Genomic DNA, 20,221 nt, shown 5'->3' with positions numbered 1-20,221 from the left:
TGTGCAATTGTTTAGCCATTCTTCTTTATATAATGCAACAAAGGATTCTCCCCAGAGTTCGCAAGCTCTGGATTCTTCCTTGTGTATTCCAACGTGTTAAATCTGGGGCCAGGATCTCTACCCTCTTTGGCGCCAAATTTTAAATAATGCAAGACCGGGTCAACACCACTCTTTTGAACATCCGGATATTTCTTTAGGTACCAAAGTTGGTCAAACAGAGCGCTATTTCTTAATGTAGCCAAATCCTTCTTCAATTTGGACGTATTCTTCCCTAATAAGTAAGAAGGAATTCCCCAAAAACGTCGCTTGTGCGACCTTTCCAATTTCGCACTCTGCAATTGTGGGCGGGATTGAATTTCCTCTCGAAGATCAAGCACCAATTTACTAAGGATAATGATCTCTTGTAACCTGGCATCAGCCAACATCTGAGTGTCGGCTAATTTCGTCGTTAAATTCTTGACGTGCTCGATCGCGCTTTTCTCTTTTGGTTCGGCATCAGCTCGGCTTGGCTTCGCAAGCAAACCCGTTTTCTTGCGTGCAGCATCAGGTACGACTTTATGAGGCGTCGACATGTCTTTCATAGTCGTAGTCTAAATATCCAATTCGCAGATTAAGTTAATCACTTCCAAAGATATCTCGGGTATAAACTTTCTCAGCTACATCGCTAAGCGTTTCCGTCATACGGTTCGTAATAATTACGTCAGATCTAGTTTTGAACTCATCAAAGCTACTGATAACCGGAGAATGGAAAAACTCACTATCATTGATAGTGGGCTCATACACTATGATATCCACTCCTTTAGCTTTTATTCGCTTCATTACCCCTTGAATGCTAGAGGAGCGAAAATTATCAGATCCGCTCTTCATAATGAGGCGATGAATACCTACCACTTTAGGTTGGCGACTCAAAATATCCTCAGCGATGAAGTCCTTGCGAGTGGTATTTGAAGCAACGATTGCTTGGATTAAATTCTGCGGTACTACTTGGTAGTTTGCGAGCAATTGTTTGGTATCTTTGGGTAAGCAATATCCACCATAGCCGAACGAGGGGTTGTTATATCCATGAGCCACTCTAGGATCTAAGCATACCCCTTCAATGATTTGCTTGGTGCTAAGGCCGTGTATCGCCGAATATGTATCCAATTCATTAAAGAAAGATACTCTCATCGCCAAATATGTGTTCGCGAAAAGTTTGATCGCTTCCGCTTCTGTCGAACCAGTAAACAATACTGGGACACTCTTCTCCAACGCGGCATCTCGGAGCATTTGAGCAAACACTTCAGCCCGCTCGGACTGTTCGCCGATTATTATCCTTGCAGGATGCAAATTATCGTATAGAGCCTTTCCTTCACGTAAAAATTCTGGCGAGAAAAATACTTGATGGCAGCTCAATTCTTCCCTGATCCGTTCAGTATATCCAACCGGTACTGTAGATTTTATGACCATTACAGCGTTCGGATTAACAGCCATTACATCTCGGATGACTGCTTCAATAGACCGAGTATTAAAATAATTGGTCTCAGGATCGTAATCAGTAGGTGTAGCGATCACCACATAGTCTGCACCGACATAAGCTTCTTGCTTATCGAGCGTGGCGCGAAAGTTCAGCGGTTTGTTCTTTAGATAGAACTCAATCTCGGAATCAACAATGGGGGACTCCCTGCGCTGAAGCATTTCGACTTTTTCGGGAACGATATCCAAGGCTACTACTTCATGATGCTGAGCAAGCAGTATCCCATTAGAGAGACCAACATAACCCGTACCTGCAATTGCAATCTTCATTAAATTTCCTTAATCTCGATCGAAGCGCTGCTCGATATGTCGAACCAAAACATCGCTGTATACCCTCTTACTCAGTCTTTCTGAGAACATATTCAAACTTAATTCACACCAAGGAATAGAAAAAATTCGTAAGAATTAATTTTCTAATCGGAATCCCAGGGTCTAGGACAAATCTTCAAATCTCTCTTTAAATCGTCAGGCCAAACATTTTTTATCAGCATAATTCGATACTGATCTCCACCCTCACCACTATTTCGATCCAATGTTTTCGTGGAAATCTGGGATGCGTGGCGGACTTTTGCACTAGGCGTGTATACGATACGCTGTTTAAGCACCTGTTTAACAAAATCGCACATTATTCGGTCAGACCTATAATGCCGCCCGTTTATATAGTCCAATCCACCGCAAGCGTTCCAGGATGCCCTTTTTATATAGGCACAAAAGAAAGGCGCGAAATTCAGTTCCACTTGGTGTCCATCGTGAAACAGTCCAATTGACTCAATATTTCTATGATGGATTGAAAGAGTAACGTCACATTCCGCTCCTATAGTCGCGTAAGGAACATGTAGACTTATATCGTCTGTCTCTGGAGGTAGAATTTGACGGGGTACAGCTATCGCAATATCAGGATCCTGATAAGCTAATTTCTGCAAATACTCCAAGCTGTTTCTTGCTAACTCAGCATCATTATTCAAGATGAGGATATCTGCCTCAGTTGATGCAAGAGCTACGCCCTGGTTTACTGCGTACGAGAATCCATAATTAACATCATTCAGAACTATTTTTATCTTCTCGCATGAGATTTTTTGCAAGTATTTTTTTACCTCATCCGGGGAATTATTATCAACGATAACTACCTCGAAATACTCGCTGTTGAAGTATGGACGTAGAGACTCCACGCAATTTTGAAGGAATTGCAACGCTCGATAGCTAGGAATAACGACGCATATTTTCCTAAACAGCCAGACATCAGGATCGATTTGGGGAGTTAGCTTTCGCTTTAAGGCGATGCATTCAATGGCAGGATCGATTGCAACAGTTTTTGTAATCGTATTTTCTGCCGCATTAAGATAGTAGCGACTCAACAAAACAGGAATAGACACCATGCGAAAAGATTCGCTGATCCGCAATATAAAGTCCCAATCTACTAATCTTGACAGGCTGTCATCGAAAAAAATATCCGCTTCTAGCACCTCACGGCGATGTGCAAAGCAATTCAAATCAACATAGTTATGTTGATCTAGCAAAGATAGATTCATTGGCCCGAAACGCACCGCCGACACTTTTGTGGGATCAGAATCCGCGTATATATACTGACCGCTATAAATCGCACTTACATCATTAGGTAATAAATGAAATGCGCCAACTACCGCCCCGAGATAGTCCTCGAGCCAAGTGTTATCGGAATCAAGATATGCAATTATGGATCCGCTCGCAATCGCCAACCCTGTATTGCGTGCGATGGAAACCCCACTATGCTGCGCGAGCTTTATACAACGAATGCGAGGGTCGGCTGCTCCGGCAAGTTCTGCCAGATCGGCCGAATCGTCTTCGCTACCATCATCAATGACAATTAATTCAAAATTCTCATATTTCTGGGCGCGGACCGAGTCAATTGCAGTCAACAGCGTTTGTGCCCGATTTCGCACCGGCATAATCACCGATACTTTTACATGCTCAGCTCCGTTCAAACCTTGAACCAGATATCTGGCAATAGCTTCCATAACGGCAAAACAACGTCGATCTTCCTCTTTGAAGGGAGCCGAGGTAACGGGACTCAAAGCAGAAAATTTCAGGAACTCTGTTAGATTTGAATATTCTCTCTTCTTATTAGTATTCTTTAAATCAAATCGTCCTCGATTCTCAAGGTAGTGCAAAATCGGATTTTTAACTTCTGCTCCATCTCCGACTGCCTCAAGATATTCTTCCGTATCAAACCACGGCCCCGGCTTCCGCCTTTCTTGTGCGCCATGGCGAACATAATGCACCACCGGATCAAACCCTGCTCGCAACACGTCAGGATATTGATCGAGATACCAAACAGGATCAAAAAGATCGCTCTTTCTCACGACATCGCAAGCGATCGATTCTGCATTTGGAAGAGTTTGATTACGGCGCCGAAAAAACATCGCTTCGCTCAGATATATAAGTCGAACTCAAAAGTTGGCGCATCAGCGCTCATAAGAATATGTGGCTAGAAAATTAAGCTTTCCCATGAAAACCAAGCTCGGAGTCCAACTTATATTCATCTCCCTATTTAACACATTCAGATGACATCTTTGAGTTGATTGATTTGACTTAAAACCCTCTCTGCAAAGTTCTGCCAAATGCCATTGCCTGAACAATAGGTGTAATGATCTTCTGCCATTCGTGTATCGCAGCGTTCGTTACATAGACCGCATCCTCTGGTTGAACCAAGAACTCTTTCGCCAGAAAGATAGCTGCTGGATCGCGCATATTCAGACGGAAAACCTCAGGGGTAGCCTCCGTGGCTCCTGGCATTCGCGATAGACGGAAAACAAAGACCCCCTGGGGATCGGCTGCACTCTCATCCAACCAACCTGCCGCCCCAAGAACTTCCAACAAACTGGGCTGTTCGGAGGGCAAATCGAGCAAGCCCGGCGTCTTTACCGCTCCCATGGCGACAAAGCGCTTTTTCGCCCTTGAGACTACTATTTCTGAACGGGGTGACACAGGCCTATTCAAACCGTTCAATAAGCTCTGATAGGAATACACTTGAGCGTCTTTACCATTGCGAACGGTGACTTCCACAAGGTGTGGTTCAAGCATAGGGCCACCCGCCAAATTAATCGCATCGAGCAACGTCAAAGGTCCCTGAAGAGCGGAGAATCTTCCAGGTTGCTTCACAGCACCTGCTACCAGCACTGAGCCGGAAACATCGCCAAGCAAACTAACCATGACTTGGGGATCACTAGCTACCCCTCTTAATCGACGCCGTATCTCGTCCTCAACCGCATTAGGAGTTTTCCCTGCTACAGAGAAACGTCCAGCATAGGGCAATGATATTTTTCCTGTGGAATCAACGCGGGACTCAAATTTTGTACCGCCCATCGCCAACGGTGCAAACATTGCATTCTCTTCGCCTATATCGGCGATTATTATTTGGATCACATCCCCCGGTATCAGCCGAATCTCGTAGGCTTTCGTAGGAGATACTGTTTTGGCCACAGGTGCATCAATGGGGCGAGCATAAGGAGTTATCGTTTCCGGAGAGAGATCAATTAATTCATACGGAATTGTCCGATCCTCCGGCGAGTTAACTATCGTTCCTACATATGGGCCTGCTCCTGACAAAATACCGCCGGCGCATCCCGAAAGCAGCGCAACAAGTCCCAGCGAAGCACAAAGCCGAGAATATCTTAAAGAAAAGGCTGGCCTAGTCACGGTGATCCTCGATGCTGGCGATTACGAAACGGGTAATTCCGTATATGAATAAGAGAATGACCAAAATAGTCAATAGATCGTACAGCTTAAACGGATACGTAGGATCCTCAGGCATATTAGGTTGGACGACAGTTATCAAACTGTGTACGTTTTTATTAGCTTCGATTTTGGCGTTCTGTAAAGCAGAAACGCTAAGCTTATATGCCTCTTCAGCTATCTCGGCATCGACTGTCAATTTGCGATAAGCGGCTGCAATCACGTTTAGATGCCCACCTTGTGACGACGAAACAAGTGCGGCCTTTTCTGCAGCCAATTGTTTTTCCAGCGCGGCTACACGAATCTGCTGCTGCCTTACCTGCGGGGATTGCGGGTTGAGAGAGGCTAACAATCCTTTCAAGGTCGCTTTTGCATCCGCCAAAGTGGCTTCGAGAGTAGCAATGATTCCAGCTTGCGATTTTGCAGATGCCTCGGCATCTAGCAAACTGTTCTTGCTTTGAAACTCAACTAGAGCATCTCTCTTGCTCTCATAATCCGCACGTGTCTTTGCAAGTTCCGCCTCTGCAAAACGTACTTGATCCGTCGCCATTTGACGGGAAACATCATTAATGAATTTTTGGCTCTGCTTCAAAACCTCTTTCAGAGTTGCGTTGGCAAACTCAGGGGTTAGGCCTTGGACTTCAATACTCAGGAGACCAGTCAATTCGTCTACATGAACCGTTACTAGTCGTTGATAGTACTTGAGCAGTTTTTCTCGAGAAACTTTATCACCGATCCAAAACACGGGATCTGAATATTGAGCGGCAAAATGCTCATGCCATTTAAGTTTATCTTCCAATACTGCTAACAGATCAGGCGACGTCACATACTCCAACAAAAAGATCGTCTCTTGTTTGGAGACTTGCTTTGCCGTAGAGGCCAAGATAGCCGCGCCAGCAGTTTGCTGAGTAAGGGCGCCAGAAGATGCACTGGAATCATCAACAACCACTACCTGAGCTGTGCTCGCATAACGATCCACCGCCAAGACGCCGTAATAGATCGTTGCCAGCACCATCGGCAGCACTATGATAAATAGCCTTAGCAATCTATTGCGCCGTTTATTTTTCTGATCCATTCTTTGTTTTCCAGACTTTATTTGGTGAGATATACATTAATACCTTCTGCAACATCGTCATATACCTTTAATTGCCCGTTGTCGACCAACAGCACCATGTCGCATAGGCGCTCGACCTCTTTCATATTGTGTGTCGTAAGAAAAATCTTTGATTTTCCCAATTTTTCGTTAAAGACTTCTTGGCATTTCTTGCGAAACGTATTGTCGCCAGCAGCCATCACTTCATCGATAAGGTAGTAGTCAAATTCAAATGCCATACTCAATCCAAACGCAATTCTGGACTTCATCCCTGAGGAGTATGTACGAATGGGCTCATCGAACCAGGAACCAATATCCGCGAAATCCTGCACATATCGAATTTTGCTACGCATCTCTTCTCCAACGTAGCCATATACACGGCAGACGAATTTGACATTGTCCCGTGCGCTCATGCTGCCTTGAAATCCGCCAGACTGCCCAACGGGCCACGAAATGCTCTTATCTGTACGAATCACCCCTGAATCAGGCGTATCCACCCCTGATAACAAGCGCATTAAGGTAGATTTTCCCGCACCATTCCTGCCTATGAGCGCGATATTCCTGTCCGGGGGAATTACCATGGACAAATTTCGGAAAATGTATTTCCGGCCGCTTGTCGTGCGATATGATTTAGTAATGTTATCTAGAGTGAACATCGGCTAAACAATTCCTTTAATAGCCAACATTTTCAATCGCCGTATTCTAAAAAGCCCCAAGCCCACAGTCAGGAACACACCTGTGCAAGCTGCCAGATAAGGAAACGACGTTAAATCAATAACTTGATAAAACGGAAATACAGCCTGTCGAAGCAGCTCTGTTAGATGTAAAAATGGATTCCATGCCAAATACTGTAATGCGTATTCTGGAAATCTGGTAACAGGAAGCATCGCCCCAGAGGACAGATAAAGAACCAAAAAGAAAAAACGTGTAAAAGTACGTGCCGCTGGGAGTGCGTCCACAATAACGGCCAATACTAGGCCCATTCCAAATGCTAACGCCACGCCCATTAAGAGCAATCCCAACCATTCCAATGGTTGATGAATGCTCATATCGAATCCATACCAGGCAAAAATAGCCATAACAAACAAATACGAAATACTCGCAAGGCTACATTGCATTATTGTTCTAGCTACGAACGTGTCCATCGGCATCACTTGCTTATATGCAAATAAGCCTCGATTGGCAGATAAACCTTCCATCATTAGCATAGCAACGCCCCTAAACATCACAAAGGGCGCAATGCCAGTGAGCAGAAAAACCTGAAATGGAATACCTTGGACCGGCCCTCGTCCACGAATTACGCCCATCACGACCGTCATTGCAATCAACTGAATGATCGGTTCAGCCAACATCCAAAACGCGCCCAGTTGACGCTGACCAAAACGCGTGCGCATCTCCCGCAACAAAAGTGCGAAGATCACAGCTCGGGTAATTTGGAATGGAGTACGTGGCGTCATAAGAAAGATGTTTAGTAAACCGGTGCTGCGCTGCAGTATACCCATGAAAACAGTTCGATAAGCTGACTGAATGTTGCAGTACATTCATAGCAAGGATAGCTACCCCCTATCGAGCCAACTTTCCTCTCCACGGCAGCGTCACATGCGGCATGCCGCTCAAGCTGAAATCAGGCTGCTGGTAGTTCAAATTCGGGTTATAGAAGGGATCATGGTGCATTAGATGGGCCCACCGCGTACGCATATAGTCCACTTCTGCTCTAGCCCTTAGAATCTGCGCGGGGCTCGTATCCCTTCCTCTAGTGATAGATTCGTGGTGATAGAGCAATGCGTGAGGAGTCCATAACACGCGAAGACCGCACTCTCGGATACGTAAGCAAAAGTCCACATCATTAAACGCCACTGTCAAGTGAGTTTCATTTAAGCCACCCAACGACACATACAAGGACTTATGTGTCAGCAGACATGCAGCTGTGACTGCCGACAGGTCTTGCGCAACAACAGCTCGCCCACAGTATCCAGGCTCATCACGATTGATACCTGTGTGCAAATGATTCGCACACCCCCCGGGGCCCACAGTGTCACCACCATGCTGAACGGTATCATTGTCGTATAAGAGCTTAGCGCCGACCGCCCCTACCCCCTTTTGTAACACTAGGCTTGTCATCTCTGCCAGCCAATCGGGGGAAATGACTTCGGTATCGTTGTTTAATAAACAAATTAACTCCCCTTTCGCGTGTCGAATCGCATGGTTATTGATTTTTGAATAGTTAAACGGCTCGTCGAACGACAACACGCGGACCGTGGAAATAGTCTCAATGGTGCGGAGATAGGCCAAAGTCTCGGGTTGAGCACTCTGGTTGTCCATGACAATGATTTCGTATTCTGGGTACGTAGTCTTTTTCAACAGACTATCGATGCAACGCCGCAAATGGGCAAGACCGTCTCGTGTTGGAATAACAATCGTGACTAGTGGCAGCGATGTCGGTAAAGCGTAGCGAACGTGACAACGCCCCTGCCCCGCTGCGGATGCTACCGCCTTAATTCCCAATCGCTGCAAATGTGCGGTAACAATTTGACTCGTCTCTGTATCATCTATACAGTCAATTTTCCTACGGCTATTGTCTAGATGCCACAGAGGAGCATGCGCGTGACCTACTCCAGGGGTATCCGCGGTCAAGGCCAAAAGTAGGCTATGCAAGGCCCCATCTACACTAAGAGTCGCAGCCTGCACTGCATCCCAAATTCCTGCCAGTGGCCTTGTATGCCAAGCAAAAGCGTCGCCTATATAGTTAGTCGAACGTAACAACTCCGCCGACCAATCTGGCTTGAAAGCGGGGTTCGAGAATTTACCATCCACGCCGACGGTATCGTGATCGGCATAAACTACTCCGAGCTTACCAGTACTGTCGCCACTAATTGTATGGGCCAACCAAAACAGAGCGGCTTCAGATAACTGGGTTCCATTTCGCAGGATAATAGTCCAACTGGGGCCATGAACCGCTTGGTTGGCAAGTGCAAAATCCCGTGAGCTTGCCATGGATAGGTCGAGCAGCCTTTGCTCCCAACCTTCATAGGGTAAGCGCAATCGGGAAAAATGAGGATATATCTGATTATCCAGACTGGATTCGATCGCCGGATCTTCGATTTTCCCGTTGGAGTCATGCCCCAATATAATGACTTGAAAATGCGGAGGCCGTTGCCAATGCCGCATGTACTTTTGCATCAAGTGACGATCTTCGGGGGAAACGCTATAAAATTCAGCGTGCCAATCCGCATAGCTCCGCATATAAGCGTTGGCCCGAAAGCGGCAGGACACGTTATACGCATAGTTCAGATTGGTAAATAAAGTACCTAGCCTTAATCCGGCACGGGCACGTCGCTGCTTAGTTTGCCGAAAAAAAACCGGCACCACTCGACGCAATTGTCGGAAGCGATATTCCGGCCACAATAAGCGTCGCAACGATACAGAAACTTCGCTCGCTGAAATCGCTGAGCTTCTAAGACTGACGGCCCGTATGCCTGTATGTACTTTGACCATTTCTTGAATCTGGCCGTTACGTGTTACCAGAACATCAACGTCCACAGCTTGCCCATCGATCAGACTCAGCGTTAGGACGGCACCATAGGCACGATCATGCCCTATCGCGGAGCCTTGAATTAGATAGACGCCAGCAGTAGAGGCTCCTTCACCTTGCTCAATAGGCATTAACCAGGCATCGGAGGCTCGTTTTGCAAAAACAGTGCTGTGAGAAAAAAACATATCGTCTTGATTAGCCTCGTTGCAAGCCTGCCTTCAGGCTGTGCAACCATTGCCGCCAAGCCGACCCGGGCGCCTTTGCTTCCATCTCAGGCGCAATCAACGCCTCCAGGCGCTCTACCTCGGCGTTGACGGCGGGCACAAAGGCCAGCATATCGTCGCACTGCTCGTTATTCTTGTCATGCAACTCAAAGTATTTGCGATGCTTGATCCGGCCCGCTTTCGTGGCGCTACCTTTCGGGCTCTTGCGTAGTACAAATTCTTCGAATGATTTCACGACGTAGTGATTAATCCGTATATTCGACCAGACAACATTCTTACTTAGGCTATCCAGGCGGCCATCACGGCAAACGAGATCGTTACCTAGCACATCTACATAACGGCCGCTTTTCAGCACCGCATGGTGTGGCGTCGCCCAGTGATCAAGGTTCGTCGGCCGTATCACCGCTTTGTAGTGTTGATTAACGGGAAACTTCACCAAAGACCGCCGCAAAAACCGCTCGATGACCAACCCCTCTTCCCAAAACCGCTGCCCACCAGATCCAAAGCATGCCCAGTTCAATGCTAAACCGCCTACACCGGGGTCGGAAAACAACTCAGTCAATTTCGGCACAACCGACTCTGTACCCTCCATCGGCGTAATGAATTCATCCGCATCAACGAACGCAATCGCATCAATATCGGCCGGACACATTTTCGTCAGCAAGTTGTACGCACCCAATTGCGGCCGAACATCCGGCTGGTCCGGATAATCAACCAAGGTAATAGGCTCATGCCTCTGCAAGATCGACAGTATCTGTCGAGTCAAATCAGTGCTGCCATTATCGGCAATCAAAAACTGACTGAACCCGACGATCTTGTGGAACGCCAGCCATTCCAATACATATGCGTCTTCGTTTTTGAAGATCGCACCCACAGCAAACTTCATAGGATGATGATCAAAATGGCTGTTGAGGAGTTACCAAACGGCGTCGCGCTTATTCGGTAAAGCCGTGATATTTCTTGCCCAACGCCACGGTAGCGGAAAAGAAACCTTGTTTATTACCGCAATCGTAACGCGTACCGTCGTATTGATAACCGAAAACAGCACGGTCACGCAGCATGGCAGCGATACCATCGGTCAATTGGATTTCACCACCGGCACCCTTACCCGTTTGGCGCAGATACTCAAAAATCTCGGGTTCCAGCACATAGCGGCCCACCACAGCCTGCGTAGACGGGGCTTGGGCAGGCTCAGGTTTCTCAACCATGCCATCCAACCGCCACGTTTCGTTATCGACCTGATTACCAGAAATAATCCCGTACTTGTTCGTCTCATGACGCTCAACGTTCTGAATCCCCAGCACGCTGCCCTCGCACGAATGGGCAACCTGCACCAACTGGCGCGTCACAGGAACCTCGGCATCAATCAAGTCATCCGCCAACAACACAGCGAACGGCTCATTCCCAACCACGGGTGCGGCGCACAACACCGCGTGCCCCAACCCCAAAGGAGCCGGCTGCCGGATGTACACGCAGTTCACATGCGCCGGCAGAATGCTGCGAATCGCTTGCAACTGCTGCTGCTTGTTCTTCGCTTCCAGCTCGGCCTCGAGCTCGGGCATCGTATCGAAATGATCTTCAATTGCACGTTTGTTACGTCCAGTTACGAAAATCAACTCGGTAATGCCAGCTGCGACAGCCTCTTCAGCCGCGTATTGGATAAGAGGCTTGTCCACGACGGGGAGCATCTCTTTGGGCATCGCTTTGGTGGCCGGCAAAAAACGAGTGCCAAGACCCGCGACGGGGAATACTGCTTTACGGATTGGTTTCATAGCGACCTACGGAGAAAACGCGAGTATGAAGGAAGTTAACAGGCGAAAGTGCAAGGAAAGGCAAACATGACTACAGGAAACTAACTGAGCATTTTGACGGTTTGATGTGGCACATTACGAAACAATCTATCATTTCTGTAACTGAGTCATACTTTTCTATCACGTCATGCCGATTAGAGCACCTTCCCTGCAATATGAAGCATCATTTTTCGCGAAATACTTTGGCAATCCAATGGCGCCAAGGTTGTGCATGTTGAGGCATTTGCCGCCACTCAATTAATTCTTGCAACACACGCTCTGGGGTGGCAAACCGCCGGGTGATCCGGCTGACGTAGGTGGGATACAGAATCAAGGTACCGGCCACCAGCTCGTCCAACGTCAGCAATCGATCGCGCCTGCGCTGTACGTCATCGATTAACGCTCTATCCTCGGTCAATCCCCACCCGGCATAGAACGGTTGACCATAGGTCACCACCGGTTTATGGCGCAACAGCGCCTCAAAGCCCGCCAGGGATGTCAGGACGTGCACCTCGTCTACCGAGAGGAATAGCTGCTCTAACGAAACATTGTCGATGATTTCGTCGCACCATTGCAGTGCACCGCCCTCACCTTGGCCGGATGACCGCAGGCCGGCGGCAACGTCGGGGTGTGGTTTATATAAGACGTAATCGTCGGGATAGGCCTGCCGCACGGCTCTCAGTAAATCCATATTGCGCCGGATGGTGCTGGCGCCATAGCGGATCGACGCATCGGTCTCGACCTGGCCCACGACCAGGAGCACACGCTGTGCCTGAGGCGGACGCGACCACGCGGCCTGTCCCAACAGGTTGTATTTGGTGATGCCGGACGCGCAGATGGTTTCGCGTAATGCGGCCGCACGGGCCAGCAGAGGCGCCGAAAAGTCGGTTTGGGACAGGATCTGCTCTAGCCGCGATGCGCGGGTGGCGTCGTAATAGATACCTACGTCGTCCTGCACCCAGGACACGGGGCGGATCAAGTCTGCACCCAATCCTACGGATCGCAGAAAGCCGTCTTCGACTCGGATGACGGGTTTTTCCGGGGGACGGTTGGCGAGAGCCGTATCGAGTTTGCGGCCCCAACTGGCAACGCTGGCGTGTTGGCTCGCGCGTTTGGCGAACCAGGTGAAACGGACGCGGCTGCCGCCAAAGAAATCTCGGACAAAGCCATGTTTCCAGCCGGAAAACCCAACGGCGGTGATGTGCTCGGGAAAGCGCTGGCGCATGCGGCGCTGCAGGGCGATCCAGGCGAGGACAGTTTCCACCTCGCAGCGACGGCCCGTCTCGGGGTCGACATAACGGCAATAGTCGATCAGGGCAGCATGGGTCAGCTGTGCCAGCGAGACGGCCTGGCGCCGCCTCTCGGGCGCGAGCTGTTCGTCATGGGTCAGGCCCCAGCCTGCATAGAACGGCATGCCGAATACGCGAACGGGCTTGCCCCATAACAAGGCCTCGAAACCCAGTTGGGATGTCACGGTGTAGACGGCGTGGGCGTCAGCCAAGAGACCCGCCGGATGCACGTCCTGGTCCATCAGCACGACGCGCGGCATGGCACGCACCTGCTGGACGTCGAAATAACCGCGTTTACGGCCGGATAGGACGTCGGGGTGGACTTTCAGGACGATGGTGCGCTCCGGATGCTCGGCCAAGGCGGCCTCGAGCATGCGCGGAAAATCTTCTGGGGTCGAACCACCTGCGGTGACAGACGCATCGCCGTAGGTCTGGTCGACAACCAGCACATACCCTGTAGGCAGGGGCGCATGCGCGTCACGGGTGTGGTTGTATTTGGACACCCTGCCCTGGCGCCAGGCAGCGATCAACGCCTGGGCGCGCTGTTGCTGCGCGGTATCCAGGGGCTGTTTGATCAGGGTCTCTAGCCGTGTGGGACGGCCCGCGTCCAGGTAGAGCCCTTGATCATCGAGGACTACCGACAGAGGTGGATCCATGAAACCCAGGCCGACAGACCGCAGAAAACCGTCCTCGATGTGCCACACGCGCAGACCATGCTGTTCGGCATAGCGCTGCGCGCGCTGCGCACTGGGGCGCTGCCCCCAAGCCAGCACGCTATCGCCGGGCTGGGGCCGTGAGGGCTTTGGATAGACTAGGTCGAAATCGTCCAGCAAGGCGGCCAGGGTCGCGTTGCGGCGTACACCGGCCGAGCAGATGATGAGGCGGGGCTGCGTCATCGGCGCGGATCAGTATTCAAACAGGTCCGCCTGCGCAAAGGTGCCGGCTTGCAGGTCTTTTGCGGACAGGATCAGTTGTGGGCTCGCGGGCCAGTCGATTTTGAGCTGGGGGTCGTTCCAGACGATGGCGCGCTCTGAGTCTTTGTCCCAGTAGTCGGTCGTCTTGTACGACACGTCGGCGGAATCGGACAGAACGAGAAAGCCATGCGCAAAGCCTTCGGGGATCCACAGCTGGCGGCGGTTTGCCGCGGACAGGATTTCTCCTACCCATTGCCCCAGGGTGGGCGAACCGCGTCGCAGATCGATGGCAACGTCGTAGATTTCGCCCGAGAGGACGCGCAGGAGCTTGCCCTGGGCGTGCGGATTCAATTGGTAATGCAGGCCGCGCAACACGCCGCGCACGGAATGGGAATGGTTGTCCTGGACGAACGTGACCGGGCGGCCAATGGCGTCCTCGAAAGTCTGCTGATTGAAGCTTTCAAAGAAAAAGCCCCGCTCGTCGTCGAACACGCGAGGTTCAAAGACGCATACCTCGGGGATCGCGGTGCGAATGACGTTCATGGGGATCAGATTTCGGTCACGATGTTCATCAAGTATTCACCGTAGCCATTTTTCCGCAAGGGCTCGGCCAGATGTACCAGCTGCTGGGCGTTGATGTAGCCCAGACGGTAGGCGATCTCCTCGGGGCACGCGACTTTCAGGCCCTGACGGGCCTCGATGGTGGCGATGAACTGGCTGGCCTCGAGCATGGATTGATGCGTGCCGGTGTCCAGCCAGGCATAACCGCGTCCCATGGTGACGACGTCGAGCTTGTCTTGCTGCAGATAGGCGCGATTCAGGTCGGTGATTTCCAGCTCGCCGCGGATGGACGGCTTGATGGTTTTGGCGATCTCGGACGCCTGATGATCGTAGAAGTACAACCCGGTGACGGCGTAATGCGAACGCGGCCGCAGGGGTTTTTCCTCCAGGCTCAGGGCCTTGCCGTGCTTGTCGAAATCGACAACGCCGTAGCGTTGCGGGTCATGGACATGATAGGCAAAGATGGTGGCCCCGGTTTCCTGGGCGGCAGCGTCGTGCAGCAGCTTGGAAAAGTCGTGGCCGTAAAAGATGTTGTCGCCCAGGACCAGCGCGGAGGGCGCGCCGTCCAGGAATTTATCGCCGATGAGAAAGGCCTGGGCCAGCCCCTCGGGATTGGGCTGGATGGCGTACTGCAGACTCAGGCCCCACTGGCTGCCGTCGCCCAGCAGCTGTTCGAACCGTGGCATGTCCTGCGGGGTGGAAATCACCAGGATGTCTTGAATACCCGCCAGCATCAGCACGCTGAGCGGGTAATAGATCATCGGTTTGTCGTAGACGGGCAATAGTTGTTTTGAGACGGCCAACGTGGCGGGGTACAACCGTGTACCCGAGCCACCCGCCAGAATAATGCCCTTGCGCCTCTTCATTGAGTGTGATCCTTGCGTATCTTATCGGCGCGCTAATAGCGCAATCGTTTGTTGAACGCCGTCTTCCCATTGCGGCAGAGATACATCAAACGTCTGACGTAGTTTAGAGGTATTCAGGCAACAATTGGCAGGCCTGGGCGCGGGGGATGAATACGAGGCAGCCGGAATCGGGTGGATGGTATCGGGTGATGCCTGCAGCGCCATGCCGGCCTCTCGTGCCAATCGCACCAGCAGGCAGGCGTATTCGTACCACGAGGTGTGGCCCGACGCCGTCAGGTGATAGCACCCGTAGGGGAATTCGCCGGCCGTGTTTGCCGCTGTGCTGTGCTGATAGCGCGCAATGAGTTGCGCCGTGATGTCGGCGATCAGCGCTGCGCGCGTGGGCGCACCGACCTGGTCGGCGACGATGTTCAGTTGTTCCTGATTCTGCGCGAGGCGCAGAATGGTCTTGATGAAATTACCGCCATGTTCGCTGTGTACCCAACTGGTACGCAGGATCAGGTGCTGGGGTAGATGACGGATGATGCCCTGCTCGCCCGCGAGTTTGCTGCGGCCGTAGCTGGACTGCGGAGCGACCTCGTCGGATTCGACATAGGCCGCGGGTTTGTGTCCGTTAAAGACATAATCGGTCGAATAGTGCACGAGCAGCGCGCCGGACGCGCTGGCCTCTTTGGCCAATAGTTCCGGGCCGGTACCGTTGATCTGCATGGCGAGCTCGGGCTCGGCCTCGGCGCGATCGACGGCGGTGTAGGCGGCGGCATTGACGATAATGTCAGGCTGGTGGACGTCGAGCGTGGCCTGGATGGTGGCCGGGTTGGCCAGATCGCAATCCTGGCGATCTACCGCGACGAGCTCGCCCAGGGGCGCCAGGCTGTCCTGCAAGGCATGACCGACCTGGCCGTTTTTACCAATGATCAGGATCTTCAAACGGTCGCTCCCGTCGGGCCGTAATGCTGTGCCACCCATTCGCGATAGGCGCCGCTGACGACGCCCTGTACCCAGTCGGGGTGATCCAGATACCACGTGACGGTCTGCCGCATGCCGGACGCAAAGGTCTCGGACGGGCTCCATCCGAGTTCCTGGGCGATTTTGCCGGCGTCGATGGCGTAGCGCCGATCGTGCCCGGGGCGGTCGGTGACGTGGGTGATCTGCTCGGCATAGGACCGGCCGTCGGCGCGTGGCCGCAATTCGTCTAATAAGGTACAGATAGTGTTCACGACGTCTAGGTTGGCACGCTCGCTGGCGCCGCCGATGTTATAGGTCTCGCCAAGTCTGCCTGTCTGCAGGACACGCCGCAAGGCGCTGCAGTGGTCTTTGACGTACAGCCAATCGCGCACCTGCTGACCGTCGCCATAAATGGGCAAGGGCTTGCCCTCCAGGGCGTTCAGGATGACGAGCGGGATGAGTTTTTCCGGGAATTGGTAGGGACCGTAATTGTTCGAGCAATTTGTGGTCACCACCGGCAGACCGTAGGTGTGGTGCCAGGCGCGGATCAGGTGATCGGACGCGGCCTTTGAGGCGGAATACGGGCTATTGGGCTGATACGCATGCGTCTCGGTGAACGGCGCGTCGGCGCTGGCCAGCGAGCCATAGACCTCGTCGGTGGAAACATGCAGCAAACGGAATTCTTCTTGCTGTGTATTTGGCAGCGAGGCGTGATAGGCGCGCACGGCCTCCAGCAAGGCGAATACGCCAACGATGTTGGTCTGGATGAATGGCGCCGGGCCGTCGATAGACCGGTCCACATGGGACTCGGCCGCAAAGTTGATGACCGCACGCGGGGTGTGCTGCGCCAGCAGTCGGTCGATGCAGGCCCGGTCGGCGATGTCGCCTCGGACAAAGTGATGCCGCGCATCGCCTTGCAGTGATGTGAGGGTGTCGCAGTTACCTGCGTAGGTCAGTTTGTCCAGGTTGATAACGGGCTCATCAGATTGGGCTAGCCAATCTAAAACGAAGTTACCGCCAATAAACCCTGCACCGCCCGTAACAAGTATTGTCATTTCTCAAATGTTTCTTAAAACCCGGCCGAGGCAAAGGCGTTTTGCATGCGTGTAATGTACTATTACAGGCTCGCTAGTATAAACCTTCGCCGCTGTTCACAAGAACGTTGCCATTATCCAGATTACTTTCTCGCTTGAGGCGTTTGCGTGGCGGCCAAACGCATTGGCCGCAGAATACGCTACGTCAGTGGCTGGTATTGCAACAAAGTGACAACCCCTCAACTGATTATTACATTCGCCCACGATTGCAAGAATCTGGGCTGCCGGTGTCGTATAGAAATATAGACAAGGATATGCCTCATTTCGGCGATCTGGCACCGGGAACCGGGGTGGTGATTGTTCGGTATTTGAATTCCCGATGGGTGTCGGCGTTGCGCACGCACCGCAGCCAGCTGAGCCAAGTGGCTTACTTTATGGACGATGATTTACTTCGTCCAAAACATTGGGGGGGTTTACCGCGAGCGTATGTCAAGAAACTGAATAAATATTGCGCAGCGTTTATTCCGGACATCCTGGCGCTGTCGTCGGAATATTGGTTTTCTACTGAGGAACTGCGTCAGCGATATTCGTTTAAAACGGCGCAGGTGATTTCCCCTCGCCCGCTGGTAGGCGATGCGCATGGCCCGAGCATGCTGCATCCGCTGCGCGAACGCGGCCCCATTCAAATGTTTTATCACGGCTCGGCGACGCATCACGCCGAGATGGAATGGCTGTTTCCGATTATCGGAGCGTTGCTGGAAAAATGCCCAGATCTGCATTTCGAGTTAATCGGCAATCACACGATCAATCAGAAATTCCGCCATTTACCTCGCACCCGGATTTTGCATCCGCTGTCCTGGCATAACTACATCAGCCACTGCCATACCCTGCATGGCCACATTGGCCTGGCGCCGATACTGCCCTCGCCTTTCAATATGGGGCGCTCGCACAGCAAGATCTATGACATCGCGCGCTGCGGCGCGGTGGGGGTGTACTCGACGCCGAGCCCCTATGTGGATGCGATCACGCACGAGGAAGACGGGTTGTTGTTAAAAAATGACCCGGACTTGTGGGTGGAGACGATTCACGACCTCGTGAATGACCGTGCCAGGCTCGATGCGCTGCGCACCGCAGCCATCGAGAGACACGCGGCGCCAATGGTGGAATCTGCTGCGGTATTGGAACAGGCCTTGCACACTGCACAGGCTTGATGCGGGTTATCCCCACATATCAACTAATTGTCAGGATCCGTTCAGCAAGGTTTAATCCAGTAGCGGTCAGCCGTACTGCCGCTCAGTCTCATGCATTGCGCTTTGTTCTTGCTGCACCTTTAAAGCTGTTTCATAACAAGCTGGTTCATGCAGTTCACTCAGGAGACAACAAGCCATGCTAAACAACGCGTCATCTCGCCGCCGTTTCATTGCCGGTGCCACCACTATCGCAGGGTCCGCGGCGCTAGGGTTTCCGGCTGTCACTCGTGCTCAAGGTTCACCTATTTCGCTGCGCTTTCAGAGCACGTGGCCGGCCAACGATATTTTTCACGAGTTCGCACAGGACTATGCCCGCAAGGTCAACGATATGGCCGAGGGTCAGTTAAAGATCGAGGTGCTGCCTGCGGGCGCGGTGGTCAAAGCCTTTGACCTGCTGGACGCGGTGTCCGCCGGCACGCTGGATGGCGGCCATGGCGTGGTGGCCTATTGGTATGGAAAGAACACGGCAGTGGCGCTGTGGGGCTCGGGCCCCTCGTTCGGCATGGATGCCAACATGCTGTTGGCGTGGCACGAATATGGCGGCGGCAAAGAGCTGCTGGTGGAAATCCAAAAAGCGATGGGCGTCAATGTCACGTCGCTGATGTACGGGCCGATGCCGACGCAGCCGTTTGGCTGGTTCAAGAAACCGATCACGAAATACGAGGACGTCAAGGGGCTCAAGTTCCGTACGGTGGGTCTGGCGATCGATATGTATACCGCGATGGGTGCGGCAGTGAACGCCCTGCCCGGCGGCGAAATTGTACCTGCGCTGGATCGCGGGTTGCTGGATGGGGCGGAGTTCAATAACGCGTCGTCCGACCTGGCCTTGGGCTTTCAGGATGTCTCAAAGATCTGCATGCTGCAAAGCTTTCACCAAAGCGCCGAGCAGTTCGAGATCCTGTTCAACAAGAATAAATACGAAGCGCTGCCCAAGCATTTGAAGCATATCCTCGCCTATGCCGCGCAGGCCGCGAGCGCCGATATGTCCTGGAAAGCGGCCAATCGTTATTCGACCGACTACATCAAGCTGCAGAAAGAACACAACGTCAAGTTCTACAAAACACCCGACTCGATTCTGCAAGAGCAGTTAAAGATCTGGGACACGATGATCGAAAAACGCTCGGCAGAAAACCCCTTGTTCAAAAAGGTGCTGGAGTCGCAGCGCGATTTTGCACAACGGGCGGGACGCTGGCAGAACGACGTCTCGGTGAATTACCGGATGGCATTCAATCATTACTTTGCGCGCAAGCCTGCGGCTTGACCGGCCATTGGTTGATGTTGCAACACGGCTTCGTACCCGCTCGCAGTGCTGGGCATTAACCCAGTGCGGCGAGCGGGTGCGGAGTCGTGTCTGTGTGGTTGTCGCCGAGTCGATATAGGTACTTCAAGATATTCGATGCAGTACTTCGATGCAGGTGCCTCGATGGCGTTTCGATGAGAATGCCTCGATGCCATTGCCGCAATGCAGTGTCTTCCGATGCCGCCGTCATGCTGCACCGC

General features: G+C 51.9%; 17 protein-coding genes. 2 read left to right on the top strand and 15 right to left on the bottom strand.

Features of this window, described 5'->3' with window-relative positions:
- Positions 1 to 11: 11 nt before the first annotated feature.
- From ACYVI2_RS12125 to rfbB, 15 genes are all read right to left on the bottom strand, one after another.
- Positions 12 to 581, bottom strand: a complete 570-nt coding sequence (locus ACYVI2_RS12125; protein WP_415821453.1) for a hypothetical protein — start codon at positions 579 to 581, stop codon at positions 12 to 14.
- Positions 582 to 615: 34 nt separating this feature from the next.
- Positions 616 to 1,782, bottom strand: coding sequence for a nucleotide sugar dehydrogenase (locus ACYVI2_RS12120; RefSeq protein WP_415821451.1), 1,167 nt, complete (start codon positions 1,780 to 1,782; stop codon positions 616 to 618).
- 143 nt (positions 1,783 to 1,925) lie between these two features.
- Positions 1,926 to 3,851: a glycosyltransferase gene (locus ACYVI2_RS12115; protein WP_415821450.1), complete on the bottom strand. Its 1,926-nt coding sequence runs from the start codon at positions 3,849 to 3,851 to the stop codon at positions 1,926 to 1,928.
- 229 nt (positions 3,852 to 4,080) lie between these two features.
- Positions 4,081 to 5,187: a polysaccharide biosynthesis/export family protein gene (locus ACYVI2_RS12110; RefSeq protein ID WP_415821449.1), complete on the bottom strand. Its 1,107-nt coding sequence runs from the start codon at positions 5,185 to 5,187 to the stop codon at positions 4,081 to 4,083.
- A complete protein-coding gene (locus ACYVI2_RS12105; RefSeq protein ID WP_415821448.1) occupies positions 5,180 to 6,298 on the bottom strand; it encodes an ABC transporter permease in 1,119 nt (372 codons plus the stop codon). The genes ACYVI2_RS12110 and ACYVI2_RS12105 overlap by 8 nt, the downstream gene beginning before the upstream one ends.
- 17 nt (positions 6,299 to 6,315) lie before the next feature.
- Positions 6,316 to 6,897 carry an ABC transporter ATP-binding protein gene (locus ACYVI2_RS12100; protein WP_415821447.1) on the bottom strand — a complete coding sequence of 194 codons (582 nt, stop codon included), beginning with the start codon at positions 6,895 to 6,897 and terminating at the stop codon, positions 6,316 to 6,318.
- Positions 6,898 to 6,975: 78 nt separating this feature from the next.
- Entirely contained in the window at positions 6,976 to 7,818 is an 843-nt protein-coding gene (locus ACYVI2_RS12095; RefSeq protein ID WP_415821446.1) for an ABC transporter permease, read from the bottom strand.
- Between the two features lie 61 nt (positions 7,819 to 7,879).
- Positions 7,880 to 10,033 carry a glycosyltransferase family 2 protein gene (locus ACYVI2_RS12090; protein ID WP_415821445.1) on the bottom strand — a complete coding sequence of 718 codons (2,154 nt, stop codon included), beginning with the start codon at positions 10,031 to 10,033 and terminating at the stop codon, positions 7,880 to 7,882.
- A 10-nt stretch (positions 10,034 to 10,043) separates the two neighbouring features.
- Positions 10,044 to 10,946 carry a glycosyltransferase family 2 protein gene (locus tag ACYVI2_RS12085; RefSeq protein WP_415821444.1) on the bottom strand — a complete coding sequence of 301 codons (903 nt, stop codon included), beginning with the start codon at positions 10,944 to 10,946 and terminating at the stop codon, positions 10,044 to 10,046.
- A 61-nt stretch (positions 10,947 to 11,007) separates the two neighbouring features.
- A complete protein-coding gene (gene galU / locus ACYVI2_RS12080; RefSeq protein ID WP_415821442.1) occupies positions 11,008 to 11,844 on the bottom strand; it encodes a UTP--glucose-1-phosphate uridylyltransferase GalU in 837 nt (278 codons plus the stop codon).
- A 202-nt stretch (positions 11,845 to 12,046) separates the two neighbouring features.
- A complete protein-coding gene (locus ACYVI2_RS12075) occupies positions 12,047 to 14,047 on the bottom strand; it encodes a capsular polysaccharide biosynthesis protein (protein WP_415821441.1) in 2,001 nt (666 codons plus the stop codon).
- 9 nt (positions 14,048 to 14,056) lie between these two features.
- Complete coding sequence (rfbC, locus tag ACYVI2_RS12070; RefSeq protein WP_415821440.1) at positions 14,057 to 14,608, bottom strand: dTDP-4-dehydrorhamnose 3,5-epimerase; 552 nt, start codon at positions 14,606 to 14,608, stop codon at positions 14,057 to 14,059.
- Positions 14,609 to 14,613: 5 nt separating this feature from the next.
- Positions 14,614 to 15,492, bottom strand: a complete 879-nt coding sequence (rfbA, locus tag ACYVI2_RS12065; RefSeq protein WP_415821439.1) for a glucose-1-phosphate thymidylyltransferase RfbA — start codon at positions 15,490 to 15,492, stop codon at positions 14,614 to 14,616.
- A gap of 21 nt (positions 15,493 to 15,513) precedes the next feature.
- Positions 15,514 to 16,458: a dTDP-4-dehydrorhamnose reductase gene (rfbD, locus tag ACYVI2_RS12060; protein WP_415821438.1), complete on the bottom strand. Its 945-nt coding sequence runs from the start codon at positions 16,456 to 16,458 to the stop codon at positions 15,514 to 15,516.
- Complete coding sequence (gene rfbB / locus ACYVI2_RS12055) at positions 16,416 to 17,492, bottom strand: dTDP-glucose 4,6-dehydratase (protein WP_415821437.1); 1,077 nt, start codon at positions 17,490 to 17,492, stop codon at positions 16,416 to 16,418. Before rfbB ends, rfbD begins: the two co-directional genes overlap by 43 nt.
- A gap of 293 nt (positions 17,493 to 17,785) precedes the next feature.
- Between rfbB and ACYVI2_RS12050 the strand changes: the two genes are divergently transcribed.
- Entirely contained in the window at positions 17,786 to 18,682 is an 897-nt protein-coding gene (locus tag ACYVI2_RS12050; RefSeq protein WP_415821436.1) for a glycosyltransferase family protein, read from the top strand.
- 175 nt (positions 18,683 to 18,857) lie between these two features.
- Positions 18,858 to 19,982: a TRAP transporter substrate-binding protein gene (locus tag ACYVI2_RS12045; RefSeq protein ID WP_415821435.1), complete on the top strand. Its 1,125-nt coding sequence runs from the start codon at positions 18,858 to 18,860 to the stop codon at positions 19,980 to 19,982.
- The last annotated feature ends 239 nt before the right edge of the window (positions 19,983 to 20,221 follow it).

This window comes from Bordetella tumbae (assembly GCF_054780995.1).
The sequence above is the reverse complement of the archived record's forward strand: the minus strand, read 5'-3'. Positions and strand labels throughout refer to the sequence as shown.